This is a genomic window from Mesorhizobium sp. WSM4847, assembly GCF_055811335.1.
The window spans coordinates 156,642-172,281 of record NZ_JBVVPY010000015.1; the positions used below are offsets into that span (position 1 = coordinate 156,642).

Genomic DNA, 15,640 nt, shown 5'->3' on the forward strand with positions numbered 1-15,640 from the left:
CCTTGCGCGACGTTTTCGTTGACTTCATGGCCGAAAAACACGATAAGCCGCACAGGCCGCCGCTTTGGCGGCTTTTTGATTTTCCGGTTCCGGAGACGCATATAATGAGCGGTTCGGCGCTTTTCGAGACCTTTACCCGCGCGCCCCTGGCCTTCGACCATGGGGAAGGCACCTGGCTGGTCACCGACAAGGGCGAGCGATATCTCGATTTTGGCGGCGGCGTTGCCGTGAATTCGCTGGGCCACAGCCATCCGCATCTGGTCTCGGCACTCACCGAGCAGGCGGCCAAGCTCTGGCATGTCTCCAACCTCTACGAGATTCCGGGGCAGAGCCGTCTGGGCGAGCGGCTGGCCGACGCAACCTTCGCCGATAAGGTGTTCTTCACCAATTCCGGCGCCGAGGCGCTGGAATGCGCCATCAAGACGGCGCGGCGCTACCATTTCGTCAAGGGCCATCCCGAGCGCTTTCGCATCGTCACCTTCGAAGGCGCTTTTCATGGCCGCACGCTGGCGACCATCGCCGCCGGCGGCCAGTACAAATACCTGGAAGGTTTCGGCCCCAAGGTCGAAGGTTTCGACCAGGTCGGTTTCGACGACATCGAGGCCGTCGAAAAGGCGATCACATCAGAGACCGCCGCGATCCTGATCGAGCCGGTGCAGGGCGAGGGCGGTATTCGCCCGGTGCCGACACAGTCGCTGAAGCGGTTGAGGCAGCTCTGCGAACAGCATGATCTGCTGCTGATCTTCGACGAGGTCCAGTGCGGCATCGGCCGCACTGGAAAACTGTTCGCGCATGAATGGGCTGGCGTCACGCCCGACATCATGGCCGTCGCCAAGGGCATCGGCGGCGGCTTCCCGGTGGGCGCCTGCCTTGCCACCGACGAGGCCGCCGTCGGCATGACCGCCGGCGTGCACGGCACCACTTTCGGCGGCAATCCGCTGGCGATGGCGGTCGGCAACGCCGTGCTCGACGTCGTGCTGGAAGACGGTTTTCTGGAGGATGTGCAGCGCAAGGCGTTGCTGCTGAAGCAGGGGCTGGCGGGCGTCGCCGACGAATTTCCCGATGTCATCGAAGACATCAGAGGCAGCGGCCTGATGCTCGGCCTGAAATGCGCCGCGCCCAACACCAAGGTGAACATGGCATTGCGCGACCAGCATCTGCTGGCGGTTCCTGCCGGCGACAACGTTCTTCGCCTGCTGCCGCCGCTCACCGTCACCGACGCCGAGATCCATGAGGCGCTCGACCGCATCCGCGCCGGCGCCCGGGGCCTGTCGGACGCCATCGCCGCGGCTGCGGCGAAATAACAGTCGGAAGACCCACATGAGCCTTCGCCATTTCACTGATCTTTCCGCCGTTTCCGAGGGCGATCTGCGCCTTATGCTGGACGATGCCGTCGTGCGAAAGGCAAGGCTCAAGGCTGGCGAGCGGACAAAACCGCTTGAAGGCAAGGTGCTGGCGATGATCTTCGACAAGCCGTCGACGCGCACGCGCGTGTCCTTCGACGTCGGCATGCGTCAGCTCGGCGGCGAGACCATCATGCTGACCGGCGCCGAGATGCAACTCGGCCGCTCCGAAACCATCGCCGACACGGCCAAGGTGCTGTCGCGCTATGTCGACGCGATCATGATTCGCACCACATCGCATGACCGGCTGCTGGAACTGACCGAGAACGCCACCGTCCCCGTCATCAACGGGCTGACCGACGATACCCATCCCTGCCAGCTGATGGCCGACATCATGACCTTCGAGGAGCATCGCGGCCCGGTCGCCGGCAAGACCATCGCCTGGACCGGCGACGGCAACAACGTGCTGCATTCACTGCTGGAGGCCTCGGCGCGGTTCCGCTTCAACCTCAACGTCGCCGTGCCGGAAGGCAGCGAGCCGGCGCAGAAGCATGTCGACTGGTCGAGGGCGCATGGCGGCAAGTTGAACTTCACCCGCTCGCCCGAGGAGGCCGTCCAGGAGGCCGACTGTGTCGTTACCGATTGCTGGGTGTCGATGGGCCAGGAGCACCGTGCTCGCGGCCACAATGTCTTCTCACCCTATCAGGTCAATGCGGCACTGATGGCGAAGGCAAAGTCCGACGCCTTGTTCATGCACTGCCTGCCGGCGCATCGCGGCGAGGAGGTCACCGACGAAGTCATCGACGGCCCGCATTCGGTGGTGTTCGACGAGGCCGAGAACCGGCTCCACGCGCAGAAGGCGGTTTTGGCCTGGTGCCTCGGCGCTTGATCCGGGCTGCTGTGATCCGGGCCGCCGTTATCCCGGCCGCCTTGATCCGGGAGTGCGTGATGCCTATCTCAGGCGCATCACGCAAATCGAGCGCGTTTCGACGCATGCGCCCCGGAGGGCGGCATCGCCGCGCCCCGGAGCTTTGTCATGTTGGAAACCCGTCAATTGGCTGAACATCAACCCAAACTCGGCGAATTCGGCTACGCCGGCGACGATCATGTCGTGCCTTTCGAGGTCGGCCCGCTCGACGTGCGCGGCCGTACCGTCCAGCTCGGGCCGATGCTCGACGCGATCCTCGGTCGGCATGACTATCCCGAGCCGGTCGCCCGCCTGCTGGCGGAAGCTTGCGTGCTGACGGTGCTGCTCGGCACTTCGCTCAAATTCGAAGGCAAGTTCATCCTGCAGACCCGCACCGACGGGCCGGTCGACATGCTGGTGGCGGATTTTTCCACGCCGCATGCGCTGCGCGCCTATGCCCGCTTCGACGCCGACCGGCTGGAGGCACTGACGTCTGCCGGCGAGACCTCGCAGCGGACGCTGCTTGGCAGCGGTGTCCTGGCGCTGACCATCGACCAGGGCGCCCACACGCAGCGCTATCAGGGCATCGTCCAGCTCGACGGCGAGACGCTCGAGGAGGCCGCGCGCACCTATTTCCGGCAGTCGGAGCAGATCCCGACCGATCTCAGGCTTTCGGTGGCCAAGCTGTTGACGCCCGGCATCGGCGGTGCCCGCGAGCAATGGCGCGCCGGCGGCATCCTGGCGCAGTTCCTGCCGCAATCGCCCGAACGCATGCGCGTGCCCGACCTTCCGGGTGGCGACGGCGATCCGCGCGAGGAGATCCATGATCCGGCCGACAATTCCTGGCAGGAACTGCTCGCGTTGCTTGGCACCATCGAGCCGACGGAACTGATCGACCCGACGATCGGCGCCGAGCGGTTGCTTTACCGGCTGTTCCACGAGCACGGCGTGCGCGTCTTCGGCGGCGTGCCGGTAGCCGACCAGTGCTCATGCTCCAGGGAGAAGATCCGCGGCATTCTCGGAGGCTTCTCCGCCGACGAGATCAGGGACAGCACGGAGGATGGCGGCATTCACGTCGCCTGCGAATTCTGCTCGAAGCAATATGACTTCGACCCGGCGGAATTTGCTGCGGCTCAATAGCCGGCGTCAGTGCTGCCTCGGTGCCTTCGCAGAGCTTGGTTTCTCGCCCCTCGCAATGGGCGAGAAGCCCAACTGAGCCTCAGTTGACGGTGCGCCGCGTGCCCGGCAGGTCGAGCGAAAAGGCGGGGATGGCGACGTCGAACGTTTCGCCCCGCTTGTTGCGCATCGTGTAGTGGCCGACCATGATGCCGGATGGCGTCGAGAGTGGGCAGCCAGACGTATACTGATAACTGTCGCCTGGATTGAGTTCAGGTTGGTCGCCGACAACGCCGGCGCCGCGCACCTCCTCGACTCGGCCGGTGCCGTCGGTGATCTGCCAGTAGCGCGACAGAAGCTGCACGAATTCATCCGACTGGTTGTCGATGGTCACCTGGTAGCCCCAGACATAGCGGTTCTCCGAAGGGTCGGAGCGATCTTCCAGATAGAACGGCCTGACCTGCACTTCAATGTCGCGCGTGACGGCGCTGTACATAAATCACTCCACACTATGCAGACGGAACATTCGACCCTCTCCGCAGTTCGGTCAACGGGGTGCGTCGCCTCGGTGTCTGCCATCGTTGCCCGAATTTGTTAAGCGCAGGTGCCGAACAACAATGTCATTTAAGTGACACGTGACAATGATGGTGTGCAGGGCCGGGGATGGTGTGCAGGGCCGGGCGACTCAGCATTCTGTCGAACTGTTGAAAACGGCTTCATGCGGCCGGTTTTTTCTGGAGCGACCAGATATTGATGGAATTGACAGTCACAGCCGCCTTGCTTTCCATAGTTCTGCTTGTTGTCAATCTCGCCAGCATCCTGCTCGCTTCGTTGAAGCTGAAGCGGCCTGGCAGGATCACGCCGCCAGCCGCCAAGGCGCCGCCGGTGTCGATCGTCGTGCCGTCGCGCGGCGTCGAGCCGTTTACCGAGGAGACGCTCGAGCGCGCCTTCTCGCTCGACTGGCCGCACTATGAGCTCATCTTCTGCGTCGCCCATGCCGACGACCCGGTGGTCGGGCGGATCACCGATGCGATCGCCCGCTTTCCGGCCGTGCCGGCCCGGCTGCTCGTCGGCGACGACCGCATCAGCGGCAATCCGAAACTCAACAATTGCGTGAAGGGCTGGGAGGCCGCGCGCCACCACTGGGTCGTCCTTGCCGATTCCAACGTCCTGATGCCGAGGGACTATGTCCAGCATCTGATGACGGCATGGCGGCAGGACACCGGCCTCGTCTGCTCGACGCCGATCGGCTCGCGGCCGGACGGGATCTGGGCGGAGGTCGAATGCGCTTTCCTCAATACGCTGCAGGCGCGCTGGCAATATACCGGCGAGGCGCTCGGCCTCGGTTTTGCCCAGGGCAAGAGCATGCTGTGGAACAAGCCATTGCTCGACGCCAATGGCGGCATCCGTGCGCTTGCTGCGGAGATTGCCGAGGATGCCGCTGCGACCAAGCTTGTCAACGGGCTCGGACTGCGCGTCAATCTCGTTGCCTCGCCCTTCGAGCAGCCGCTCGGCTTGCGCACATTTGGCGAAATCTGGTCGCGCCAGGCCCGCTGGGCACGCCTGCGTCGCGTCACATTCCCACTGTTCTTCGCGCCCGAGATCCTGATCGGAGCGGCGCCGCCGCTGGTGCTGGCGCTGGTTGCGGCAGCAGGCGCCGGTTTCAGCCTGCCGGCTACCGCCGTCGCCGTGCTGATAGTCGCCTATCTGCCGGAATGCGCTCTCGCCTCGGCCAAGGGCTGGCACCTGTCGCTGCGCATGATCCCGGCGATGGTTGCGCGGGACGTGATGCTTCCCGCCATCTGGGTGCGCGGCTGGCTCAGCGGTGCTGTCGACTGGCGCGGCAACACGATGACCATCCAAACCAGCGCCGTTGCGGAATTGGAAGAGTCGCCGTCGGGCGCCTGACCGCGCCGCTTTGCAGATCAGAGCGCAGCAGTTCGGCGCGTATCCCTATCTGGCGGCTAAGGCCTGCTCGATGTCTTCGAGCAGGTCGTCAGTGTCCTCCAGTCCGACGGACAGCCTGAGCGTGCCTGGCCCGATGCCAAGTTCGGCCCGCGCCTCGTCGCTCAGATTCTTGTGTGTCGTCGTCGCCGGATGGGTGATCAGGCTCTTGGCGTCACCGAGATTGTTGGAGATCAGCACGACATCGAGCGCGTTCTGGAAGGCGAAGGCCGCCTGCTTGCCCCCCTTGACGTCGAGGCAGATCAGCGTCGAGCCGCCCGACATCTGCTTCTTGACGATCGCCGCCTGCGGGTGATCGGCGCGGCCGGGATAGATGACGCGGACAATTTCCGATCGCTCGGCGAGGAAGTCAGCGATCCGGCCGGCACTTTCTGTCTGCTGGCGAACGCGCAGCGGCAGCGTCTCCAGCCCCTTCAGCAGCGTCCAGGCATTGAAGGGTGAGAGGCTGGGACCGGTGTGGCGGAAGTAGTCGTGCAAATTCTCGTCGATCCACTTCTTGTCCGACAGGATGATGCCGCCGAGGCAGCGTCCCTGGCCGTCGATGTGCTTGGTCGCCGAATAGACGACGATATGGGCGCCGAGCTGCAACGGCTTCTGCTGCAAGGGCGTGGCAAAGACGTTGTCGACGATCAGCCGCGCGCCGATCGAATCGGCAAGCGAGGCTACGGCTGCGATGTCGACGACCTCCAGCGTTGGATTGGTCGGGCTTTCAAGGAAGAACAACTTGGTGTTGGGCCTGACCGCCTTTTCCCAATTGGCGATGTCGGTGCCGTCGACCAGCGTCGCCTCGATGCCGTATTTCGGCGCCAGCGTCTCGACCACCCAGCGGCAGGAGCCGAACAGCGCGCGCGCTGCCACGATGTGGTCGCCCGCCCGGGCACTGCACAGCAACGCCGCCGTCACCGCCGCCATGCCGGACGCGGTGGCGCGGGCATCTTCGGCACCTTCCAGCGCACACATGCGCTTCTCGAACATGTCGACCGTCGGATTGGCATAGCGCGAATAGATGAAGCCCGGTTCCTCGCCCTTGAAGCGGGCTTCTGCCGCCTGCGCCGTATCGTAGACATAGCCTTGCGTGAGATACATCGCCTCGGAGGTTTCGCCGAAGCCGGAACGCAGCGTTCCTGCATGCACGAGGGCGGTCTGAGGCTTCCAGTTGCGCGTTTTGCTCGTCATCACCTTGTTCCAAACACAAAAAATGGTCCAAACACAAAAAAACCGGCCGCGAAAGTCGCAACCGGTCGTACGGCCTTTCGGCCCGACGGTCCTTTAGCGACTTGTTTAACGTGGCTGCAAGCCGACCGGCCAAATCACCACGGGATAACGATCCTTTAGACCTGCACCGCGCTTGCGTCAATTGCCGGCATGATTAAGAGGTTTGTACCAGCGGGTTCCACGGCAAGAACCTGCGACAAGATGAGACCACGCCCGGCCTTCGAGCGGAGCCAGACTTTGCGGCAGACAGGCATTCTTCCGGATCAGGATATTTCCGCGCTGTACCAGTCGGGCGCGCTGAAGTCGCCGCGCGCGCTCGACGCCGACCAGGTCCAGCCGGCCAGCCTCGACCTCAGGCTTGGCGACAAGGCCTGGCGTGTGCGCGCCTCCTTCCTGCCCGGCCCCAACCACAGGGTTGCTGAAAAACTCGACCGCCTGAAGCTGCACGAAATCAATCTCACCGATGGTGCGGTGCTGGAGACGGGCTGCGTCTATATCGTGCCGCTGCTCGAGAGCCTGGCGCTTCCGGCAAACATTTCCGCCTCGGCCAACCCAAAAAGCTCGACCGGGCGGCTCGACATCTTCACCCGGGTGATGACCGATCGCGGCCACGAGTTCGACAAGATCGCTGCCGGCTACAACGGCCCGCTCTATCTCGAAGTCAGCCCGCGCACCTTTCCGATCGTCGTCCGCGCCGGCTCGCGGCTGTCGCAGATCCGGTTCCGCACCGGCAATGCGCTTTTGTCGGAAAGCGAGCTGCACGAATTGCACCGTGCCGAGACGCTCGTCGCCACCGAGCCGCCGAACATTTCCGGCGGCGGCATCGCACTGTCGATCGACCTCGATGGTGACAAGGACGGGCTGGTCGGCTACCGCGGCAAGCACCACACCGGCCTGGTCGATGTCGACAAGCGCGCTGCGCAGGATGTCGTCGATTTCTGGGAGCCGCTCTACAAGAGCGGCGCCGGCGAACTGGTGCTCGATCCGGACGAATTTTATATCCTCGTCAGCCAGGAAGCGGTGCATGTGCCGCCGCTCTATGCCGCCGAGATGACGCCCTTCGATCCGCTGGTCGGCGAATTCCGCGTCCACTATGCCGGTTTCTTCGATCCGGGTTTCGGCCATTCGGCCTCGGGCGGCACCGGCAGCCGGGCCGTGCTCGAAGTGCGCAGCCACGAAGTGCCGTTCATCCTCGATCACGGCCAGATCGTCGGACGGCTGGTCTACGAGCACATGCTGAAGCGGCCGCAGGCGCTCTACGGCACAGATCTCGGCTCGAACTATCAGGCGCAGGGCCTGAAACTGTCCAAGCATTTTCGCGCCGCGCGCTGATCGCCCGCTATGATCAGACCCTGCTTGCCTGACCTTACGGGTCGTGCTTGGCTGTCTTAGCCGTCAATACAGTTGGAACAAGGGGAACAAAAATGCAGATTTCAAGATGGATCGCATCGGCAGCAACAGCCGTCATGCTGGCGATGTCAGTCGGGTCGCTGTCGGCGCAAGCACAGGAAAAGTTGAAGATCGCCACTGAAGGCGCCTATCCGCCGTTCAACACCATCACCGCGGATGGCAAGCTCGTCGGCTTCGACATCGACATCACCAATGCGCTTTGCGCTCAGATGAAGGTCGAATGCGAACTTGTCACGCAGGACTGGGACGGCATGATCCCGGCGCTCCAGGCCAAAAAGTTCGACGCCATCATCGCGTCCATGAGCATTACCGAGGAGCGCAAGAAGCAGGTCTCCTTCACCAACAAATACTATACGACGCCGCTTTCGCTGGTGGCCTTGAAGGACAGCGATATTGCCTCGACCGAACCGGCGGCACTCGCCGGCAAGACAGTCGGCGCCCAGGCTTCGACCACCCAGGCCGACTATGCCCAGGATGTCTATGGCAAGGCCGGCGCCGAGGCGAAGCTCTATCCAACCCAGGAGGAGGCGGTCGCCGATCTGATGAACGGCCGTCTCGATGCCGTCCTTTCAGACAAATTCGTGCTGATGGACTGGATGAAGAAGTCGAGCGACGACTGCTGCAAGATGGTCGGCGACGTCAAGGGCACGGAGACCGAAGCCGGTATCGCCGTGCGCCAGGAAGACAATGCGCTGCGCGAAAAGCTCAACGCCGCGATCGACGCGATCGTCGCAGACGGCACCTACAAGAAGATCCAGGCCAAATATTTCGACTTCGATATTTATTGAGAGGTCGAAGCTGCCAATCTCCCCCCTTGAGGGGGAGATGGCCGGCAGGCCAGAGGGGGTCGGTCCGGCCGGGCCCGGCTCTCTTTATCGCAGACGCAGGGGGCTGGCGCTCTACGCGAGACGACCCCCTCTGTCGCCTTCGGCGACATCTCCCCCTCAAGGGGGGAGATCACGCCGTCACAGCGCCTTCACCGCCACCTTCACTGGCTGCTCGATTTCCAGTGGGTTGCGCAGCGGCAGGCCGAAATCCTTGGCCTCGATCTCGAAGACATCGCCGGCCTCGGTTCTGACGCCGTCGGCGAAGGACAGTGTCGCGGTGCCGAACATGTGCACATGCACGTCGCCCGGCTGGCGGAAGGCCGAATATTTGAAGTGGTGATGTTCGAGATTGGCGATGGTGTGCGACATGTTCGCCTCGCCCGACAGGAACGGTTTTTCCCACAGCAGCTGGCCGTCGCGGAGGATGCGCGAGGAACCCCTGACGTCGGACGGCAGCTCGCCGATCAGGATCTCCGGTCCGAACGAAGCGTTGCGCAGCTTGGAATGCGCGAGGAAAAGATAGTTCACGCGCTCGGTGACGTGATCGGAAAACTCGTTTGACAGCGTGAAGCCGACGCGGAACGGGACGCCGTCGTCGCCGATGACATAGATGCCGGCGACTTCCGGCTCCTCGCCGGCATCCTCGGCGAAGGCGGGCGACAGAAGTGCCGCACCGGGCGCCACTGCCATGGTGCCGTTGCCCTTGTAGAACCATTCCGGCTGCACGCCGGTCTGGCCCTTGGCCGGCTTGCCGCCCTCCAGCCCCATGCGGAACATCTTCATGGAATCGGTGAGCTGCTCCTCGCCGTCGCTGCTGAGCTTCTTGTGCATGGAATCGCGGGTCGCGGCGGAGCCGAGATGTGTCAGCCCGGTGCCGGTGAGGTGGAGATGCGCCGGGTCGGGATGGTTGATCGGCGACAACAGCCGCCCCTTCTTGTAGGCGGCATCGAGGTCGACCGCTTCACCAAAACCTTTGCGCTCGATGAGGGCGACAAGCCCGGTGCCGGTGCGCGCGGCCTCCATCGCCAGCGAATAGACGCTGCGGGCGCCGTTGATGATTCTGGTCTTGCCGCCGTTGCGGGCGACGACGCGGATGGTCTCCGCCTCGTCGAGGATCTGGGAAATCAGCATGACGTACCCTCTCTCAATTGCCTTGGCCGGCCTGCCGGTCTGGCAAGCTTTTCCTGGCGCAGCTCGGACGGTGTCCGCGCCACGGGTGAAATTCTTCGTCCGGATTGCGCTCGCGGGCCCGGTCCCCTAGGGGGACTTCCTTGCGTCGCCCGGCAGCGCCGCGATGTGACCCGTGCCTCCTAAAAGCGCGCCGCGTTTGAAAACGGGCCCGCTTTGATCCTTGCTTTCATGCGTGCCGTTGTCCCAACACGCTGCACACGTTTGGCGACATGCATGAGTTCCCTCATGCCTTGTTCTTGTTGTAGACGTCGAAGACCACGGCGCCGAGCAGCACCAGGCCTTTGACCACCTGCTGCCAATCGACATTGACGCCCATGATCGACATGCCGTTGTTCATGACGCCCATGATGAAACCGCCGACCACCGCGCCAACAACCTGACCGACGCCGCCCATCGCCGAAGCGCCGCCGATGAACACGGCGGCGATGACGTCGAGCTCGCTGCCGAGGCCGGCCGCCGGCACCGCCTGGCCAAGGCGCGCCGCAATAATCAGCCCGCCGAGCGCCGAGAGCACGCCCATATTGATGAACACCATCAGGGTCAGCCGCTCGGTCTTGATACCCGATAGCTGCGCCGCCTTGGCATTGCCGCCCATTGCGTAGATGCGGCGGCCGACCGTCATGCGTTTGGTGACGAAGACGAACAGCGCGATCAGCACGCCCATCACCACGAGAACGATTGGCAGACCCCTGTAGGTGGCGAATTGGTAGACCAGGAACAGCGCCAGGGCGCTGGTCACCAGGGTCTTGACGACGAACAGCGAGAAGGGCTCGGCTTCGTAGCCATGCCGCTCGCGGCTGCGCCGTGCCCTGAGCCCGAAATAAGCATAGGCGACCACGGCGACGATGCCGAGCACGATCGTCGTCATGTGCAGCGTCAGGCCGCTGCCGACGATTGTCTTGCCGGCGGCGTTCACCACCGGCGGTATCAGCGTCAATGAGCCGATCACGTCGGGAATGAAGCCGGAACTGAGCGCCTTGAAGCCGACCGGAAGCGGCCCCACGGAAGACCCCCCACCCAGCAGCGCCTGGCAGATGCCGCGGAAGATCAGCATCCCCGCCAGCGTGACGATGAAGCTCGGTATTCGGTGATAGGCAATCCAGTAGCCTTGTGCCGCGCCGATTGCACCCCCGACGATCAGGCAGATGATCGACACCACCAGCGGATTGCTGAAAGGGCCGAGAGGCCAGATGACCATCATCATCGCCGCCAGCGCGCCGATGAAACCGGCGACGGAGCCGACGCTGAGATCGATATGGCCGGAGACGATCACCAGAAGCATGCCCAGCGCCATCACGATGATGAAGCTGTTCTGCTGCACCAGGTTGCTCAAGTTCACCGGCTTGAACAGCGTTCCGGACGTCGTGTACTGGAAGAACACCATGATGGCGATAAGCGCCAGGATCAGGCCGTATTCGCGCAGGTTGGTGACCAGCGCCGAGACAGCGATGCGCGGCCCTTGCTGCACATCTTCGGCGACGCCGCTTTTCGGGACGGGACCGCTTTCGGTGCTCATGATGCTTTTCCTTCTCCGCGAACGATGGCGCGCATGATCTTTTCCTGGCTGGCATCACTCGCCGCCATTTCGCCGACGATACGTCCTTCGTTCATGACATAGATACGGTCGGTGATGCCGAGCAGTTCGGGCATCTCGGACGAGATGACGATGATCGCCTTACCCTCCGAGGCGAGCCGCGCGATGATCGTGTAGATTTCATACTTGGCGCCAACGTCGATGCCGCGCGTCGGCTCGTCGAGGATCAGCACCTCCGGATTGGCGAACAGCCATTTCGACAGCACCACCTTCTGTTGATTGCCGCCCGATAGATTGCCGGTCATCTGATAAACGCTGGACGAGCGGATGTTGGTCTTGGCCTTGTAGTCGTTGGCGACGGCGAGCTCGCGCATGTCGTCGATCACGCTGTGTCGCGACACGCCGGGAAGATTGGCCAGCGTGATGTTGTGCTTGATATGATCGATCAGATTGAGACCGTAGGTCTTGCGGTCTTCGGTGACGTAAGCAATGCCGTGTTCGACTGCCTTGCTGACAGAGGAGACATCGATGGGCTTGCCCTTAAGCAGCACCTCGCCGGTGATGCCGCGGCCGTAGGAGCGGCCGAACAGGCTCATCGCGAATTCGGTGCGTCCGGCGCCCATCAGCCCGGCGATGCCCACCACCTCGCCCTTGCGGACGTCGATATCGATACCCTTGATCACTTGCCGCTCGGCATGGATCGGATGATAGACCGACCAGTTCTTCACCTGGAGCACGACCTCACCGATGTCAGGCTCGCGCGACGGATAGCGGTCGTCCAGCGAGCGGCCGACCATCGAGGTGATGATGCGGTCTTCCGAGATGTCCTTCTTCGCCAGCGTCTCGATCGTCCGCCCGTCGCGGATGATCGTGACCTTGTCGGCGACGCGGTTGATTTCGTTGAGCTTGTGCGAGATCAGGATCGAGGTGATGCCCTGCCGCTTGAATTCGAGCAGCAGGTCGAGCAGCGCCTGGCTGTCCTTTTCGGACAGGCTCGCCGTCGGCTCGTCAAGGATCAGCAACTGCACTTCCTTGCTGAGCGCCTTGGCGATCTCGACCAGTTGCTGCTTGCCGACGCCGATATTGGTAATCAGCGTCTTGGGGTCTTCCTTGAGGCCCACCTTCTTGAGCAGAGCGCTGGTGCGCGTCTCGTTGGCGTTCCAGTCGATGATGCCGTAGCTGGCGTGTTCGTTGCCGAGGAAGATGTTTTCGGCGATCGACAGCATCGGCACCAGCGCGAGTTCCTGGTGGATGATGACGATGCCGCGGCGCTCGCTGTCGTGGATGCCTTTGAAATGGCACTCATCGCCGCGATAGACGATTTCGCCATCATAGGTGCCGGCTGGATAGACGCCCGACAGCACCTTCATCAGTGTCGACTTGCCGGCGCCGTTCTCGCCGACAACGGCGTGGATCTCGCCTTCCTCGACGCTGAGGTTGACATTCGAAAGCGCCTTGACGCCGGGAAACGTCTTGGTGATGTCACGCATCTCCAAAATCGTCTGGGCCATCGGGAATACCACTCCTGCGAGGTCCGGAAACATACCGGGGTCGTTCACTGACGAAGCGGGGCCCTGCGTTGCGCAGGACCCCGGGTTTTACGTCTGCGGTTACTTCAGCTCTTCGGCCTTGATGTAGCCGGAATCGACCACCAGGGCCTGGTAGTTCGACTTGTCGACATCATGCGGCGTCAGCAGGATCGAGGGGACGACCTTGACGTCGTTGTTGTAGGTCTTGGTGTCGAGGCCTTCCGGCTTGCCGCCCGAGAGCACCTTGTCGACGAGCTCGACCGTCGCCTTGGCGAGTTCGCGGGTGTCCTTGAACACGGTCGAGTACTGCTCGCCGGCGATGATCGCCTTGACCGAAGCGGTTTCGGCATCCTGGCCGGTGACGATTGGCCATGGCTGATCGGCCGTGCCGTAACCAACGGCGCGCAGCGAGGCGATGATGCCGCGCGACAGACCGTCATATGGCGAGAGCACGCCATCGACGCGGCTGCCATCCGAGTAGTTGGCGGAGAGCAGATTGTCCATGCGGGCCTGGGCGGTAGCTGCCAGCCAGCGGAGCGTGCCGACCTTGTCCATGCCCATCTGGCCGGACTTCACGACGAGGGTCTTGTCGTCGATCAGCGGCTGCAGAACGGACATGGCGCCGTCGTAGAAGAAGAAGGCGTTGTTGTCGTCAGGCGAGCCGCCGAACAGTTCGACGTTGAACGGACCCTTGTTCTCGGGATAGCCGAGGCCCTTGAGCAGCGATTTCGCCTGGATGACGCCGACGCCGAAATTGTCGAACGTGGTGTAGTAGTCGACATTCGGGGTTTTCTTGATCAGCCGGTCATAGGCGACGACGACGACGCCGGCGTCAGCCGCCTTCTGCAGCGCGTCCGACAAGGTGGTGCCGTCGATCGAGGCGATGATCAGTGCCTTTGGGCCCTTGGTGATTTCGTTTTCGAGCTGGCTGAGCTGATTGGGGATATCGTCCTGCGCATATTGCAGGTCGACAGTGTAGCCCAGAGCCTCGAGCTGGGACTTGACGGCGTCGCCGTCGTTGATCCAGCGCTGCGAGGTCTTGGTCGGCATCAGCACGCCGATGAGGCCTTCGCCTGCCTGCGCCGGGACCGTCATGGCCGCGATGCTAAGGGCCGCGACGGCGGCCAGTGTCTTGATGATCTTCACATTAACTCTCCGTGGTTGATGGACGCGCACCCTGGGTTTCGTGGGCCGCGCGATCGTGCAGGAGCGCCAAAACGCGCCGCTGCCGCCATATCGATCTCCGGTATCCTCCCAATCGGCCCTGAGACTCTGGTTCCGGTCGATGCGATCTTTCTCGCTGGCGACGGTCAGGTTTCAGGACGCGCAAAGGTGTGGCGCTTTGCCATAACTGTCAAATGCGATCTTTGGTAGTTGCTATACCCAAACTGGTATACTGAAAGTGGCCAAAAGAACTGAAAGTGGCCAAAAGATCGGGCCGGGATTGCCGGCCGGTCACCAGCGAGGAGCAAACCGACATCATGGCGGCGTTACGGGATTTTGGCGGACTTTCAGAGGGTTATGGGGAACGTCCCGGCAGGAGTGAGACCTTGCTGCGCAGCGGCCTCAGTCTGCGCCACATGCGCATGATCGCAGCCCTCGACGACCATGGCCGGGTCAGCGCGGCAGCCCAGGTCATGAACATCTCCCAGCCCGCCGCCTCGCGCATGATCGCCGAGATGGAGGCGGTGCTCGACGTCAAGCTGTGCGAGAGGCTGCCGCGCGGCATCACCCTGACGCCCTATGGCAAGGCGTTGGCGAGGCGCGCGCGTTCGATCCTGCTCGAGATGCGTGAAGTCGACCGCGAGATATCCGAGCTCAAGGCGGGCAAGGGCGGCTCGGTGTTCCTGGGCGCGGTGACGGCCCCTGCAATCGAGCTCGCCGTGCCGGCGATCCGCGAGATCCGGCGCATCTATCCTCGTATCGAGATCACCATGCAGGTCGAGACCTCCAATGTGCTGGCGCGCGAACTGATCGCCACACGTCACGATTTCATCATCGCGCGCATCCCCGAGGACCTCAATCCGCGGCTGTTCGAGGCCCGCGTCATCGGCGTCGAAAAAGCCTGCCTCATCGTGCGCCGCGGCCACCCGCTGGCTAAGGGCAAGGCGGTGCGGCTGGAGGAGACCGCCGCCTATGACTGGGTTTTCCAGTCGGGCGGCTCGCCGCTGCGCCAGGCGATGGAGAGCAATTTCTTGAACCGCAACATCGCGCTGCCGGACCGCATCCTCAACACCAGCTCGCTGCTGCTCACCCTGGTCATGGTCGCGCAGTCGGACGCCATCGCGCCGGTGTCGATCCAAGTGGCGAAATTCATCCAGAACCCCGAGGGGCTGGCCGGCGCCATCGACGTCGTCCAGACCGAATTCGACATCGAGGTCAGGCCTTACAGCCTGATCACCGTAAAAAATCGCGTGCTGTCGCCGGCGGCCAAGATGCTGCACGACTTCATTTTGAGAGAGGTCGGCTGACGGCGTTTAATCAAGCAATCCATTGCCTGGCTATCGCAGCTACGGCTCTTCGGCCATGTCGCTTCAAATCAGAATATCGCTCGAGCGAAGGAACCACGCCGGGCTGTGCCGCGTCATAGAAGCGGGCTCCTG

13 protein-coding genes and 1 riboswitch are annotated in these 15,640 nt (G+C 63.1%); of the genes, 7 read left to right on the forward strand and 6 right to left on the reverse strand.

What is annotated here, in order from left to right; genetic code table 11:
* Positions 1 to 104: 104 nt before the first annotated feature.
* From AC0L28_RS22050 to AC0L28_RS22060, 3 genes are all read left to right on the forward strand, one after another.
* Positions 105 to 1,304 carry an aspartate aminotransferase family protein gene (locus AC0L28_RS22050; RefSeq protein ID WP_023802184.1) on the forward strand — a complete coding sequence of 400 codons (1,200 nt, stop codon included), beginning with the start codon at positions 105 to 107 and terminating at the stop codon, positions 1,302 to 1,304.
* A gap of 16 nt (positions 1,305 to 1,320) precedes the next feature.
* Complete coding sequence (gene argF / locus AC0L28_RS22055) at positions 1,321 to 2,232, forward strand: ornithine carbamoyltransferase (protein ID WP_023802185.1); 912 nt, start codon at positions 1,321 to 1,323, stop codon at positions 2,230 to 2,232.
* A 147-nt stretch (positions 2,233 to 2,379) separates the two neighbouring features.
* The gene (locus tag AC0L28_RS22060; protein WP_023802186.1) at positions 2,380 to 3,390 is read left to right on the forward strand and encodes an Hsp33 family molecular chaperone; all 1,011 of its coding nucleotides are present in this window, start codon (positions 2,380 to 2,382) and stop codon (positions 3,388 to 3,390) included.
* Between the two features lie 79 nt (positions 3,391 to 3,469).
* On the opposite strand, the gene apaG is transcribed toward AC0L28_RS22060, so the two are convergent.
* Entirely contained in the window at positions 3,470 to 3,862 is a 393-nt protein-coding gene (gene apaG / locus AC0L28_RS22065; protein WP_023802187.1) for a Co2+/Mg2+ efflux protein ApaG, read from the reverse strand.
* A 257-nt stretch (positions 3,863 to 4,119) separates the two neighbouring features.
* On the opposite strand from apaG, the gene AC0L28_RS22070 reads away from it, so the two are divergent.
* Positions 4,120 to 5,274, forward strand: coding sequence for a ceramide glucosyltransferase (locus AC0L28_RS22070; RefSeq protein ID WP_128169191.1), 1,155 nt, complete (start codon positions 4,120 to 4,122; stop codon positions 5,272 to 5,274).
* A gap of 45 nt (positions 5,275 to 5,319) precedes the next feature.
* Here the strand turns inward: AC0L28_RS22070 and AC0L28_RS22075 are convergent, their stop codons facing one another.
* A complete protein-coding gene (locus AC0L28_RS22075; RefSeq protein WP_128169183.1) occupies positions 5,320 to 6,507 on the reverse strand; it encodes an O-succinylhomoserine sulfhydrylase in 1,188 nt (395 codons plus the stop codon).
* Positions 6,508 to 6,580: 73 nt separating this feature from the next.
* Positions 6,581 to 6,658, reverse strand: a riboswitch (SAM riboswitch).
* An 89-nt stretch (positions 6,659 to 6,747) separates the two neighbouring features.
* Here AC0L28_RS22075 and AC0L28_RS22080 point away from each other — a divergent pair.
* Positions 6,748 to 7,878, forward strand: coding sequence for a 2'-deoxycytidine 5'-triphosphate deaminase (locus AC0L28_RS22080; protein WP_287230931.1), 1,131 nt, complete (start codon positions 6,748 to 6,750; stop codon positions 7,876 to 7,878).
* Between the two features lie 92 nt (positions 7,879 to 7,970).
* Positions 7,971 to 8,744, forward strand: a complete 774-nt coding sequence (locus AC0L28_RS22085; protein ID WP_023802191.1) for an ABC transporter substrate-binding protein — start codon at positions 7,971 to 7,973, stop codon at positions 8,742 to 8,744.
* A gap of 177 nt (positions 8,745 to 8,921) precedes the next feature.
* On the opposite strand, the gene araD1 is transcribed toward AC0L28_RS22085, so the two are convergent.
* The 4 genes from araD1 to chvE all read right to left on the reverse strand — a co-directional run bounded on the left by araD1 (position 8,922) and on the right by chvE (position 14,183).
* A complete protein-coding gene (araD1, locus tag AC0L28_RS22090) occupies positions 8,922 to 9,914 on the reverse strand; it encodes an AraD1 family protein (protein WP_023802192.1) in 993 nt (330 codons plus the stop codon).
* 283 nt (positions 9,915 to 10,197) lie between these two features.
* Positions 10,198 to 11,490, reverse strand: a complete 1,293-nt coding sequence (mmsB, locus tag AC0L28_RS22095) for a multiple monosaccharide ABC transporter permease (RefSeq protein ID WP_128169181.1) — start codon at positions 11,488 to 11,490, stop codon at positions 10,198 to 10,200.
* On the reverse strand, positions 11,487 to 13,019 hold the full coding sequence (mmsA, locus tag AC0L28_RS22100; protein WP_128169180.1) for a multiple monosaccharide ABC transporter ATP-binding protein: 1,533 nt from the start codon (positions 13,017 to 13,019) through the stop codon (positions 11,487 to 11,489). Before mmsA ends, mmsB begins: the two co-directional genes overlap by 4 nt.
* A gap of 99 nt (positions 13,020 to 13,118) precedes the next feature.
* Positions 13,119 to 14,183 (reverse strand): multiple monosaccharide ABC transporter substrate-binding protein, encoded by a 1,065-nt coding sequence (chvE, locus tag AC0L28_RS22105; protein WP_202364657.1) that lies wholly within the window; start codon positions 14,181 to 14,183, stop codon positions 13,119 to 13,121.
* A 335-nt stretch (positions 14,184 to 14,518) separates the two neighbouring features.
* On the opposite strand from chvE, the gene AC0L28_RS22110 reads away from it, so the two are divergent.
* Positions 14,519 to 15,508: a LysR family transcriptional regulator gene (locus AC0L28_RS22110; RefSeq protein ID WP_128169190.1), complete on the forward strand. Its 990-nt coding sequence runs from the start codon at positions 14,519 to 14,521 to the stop codon at positions 15,506 to 15,508.
* Positions 15,509 to 15,640: the final 132 nt, after the last annotated feature.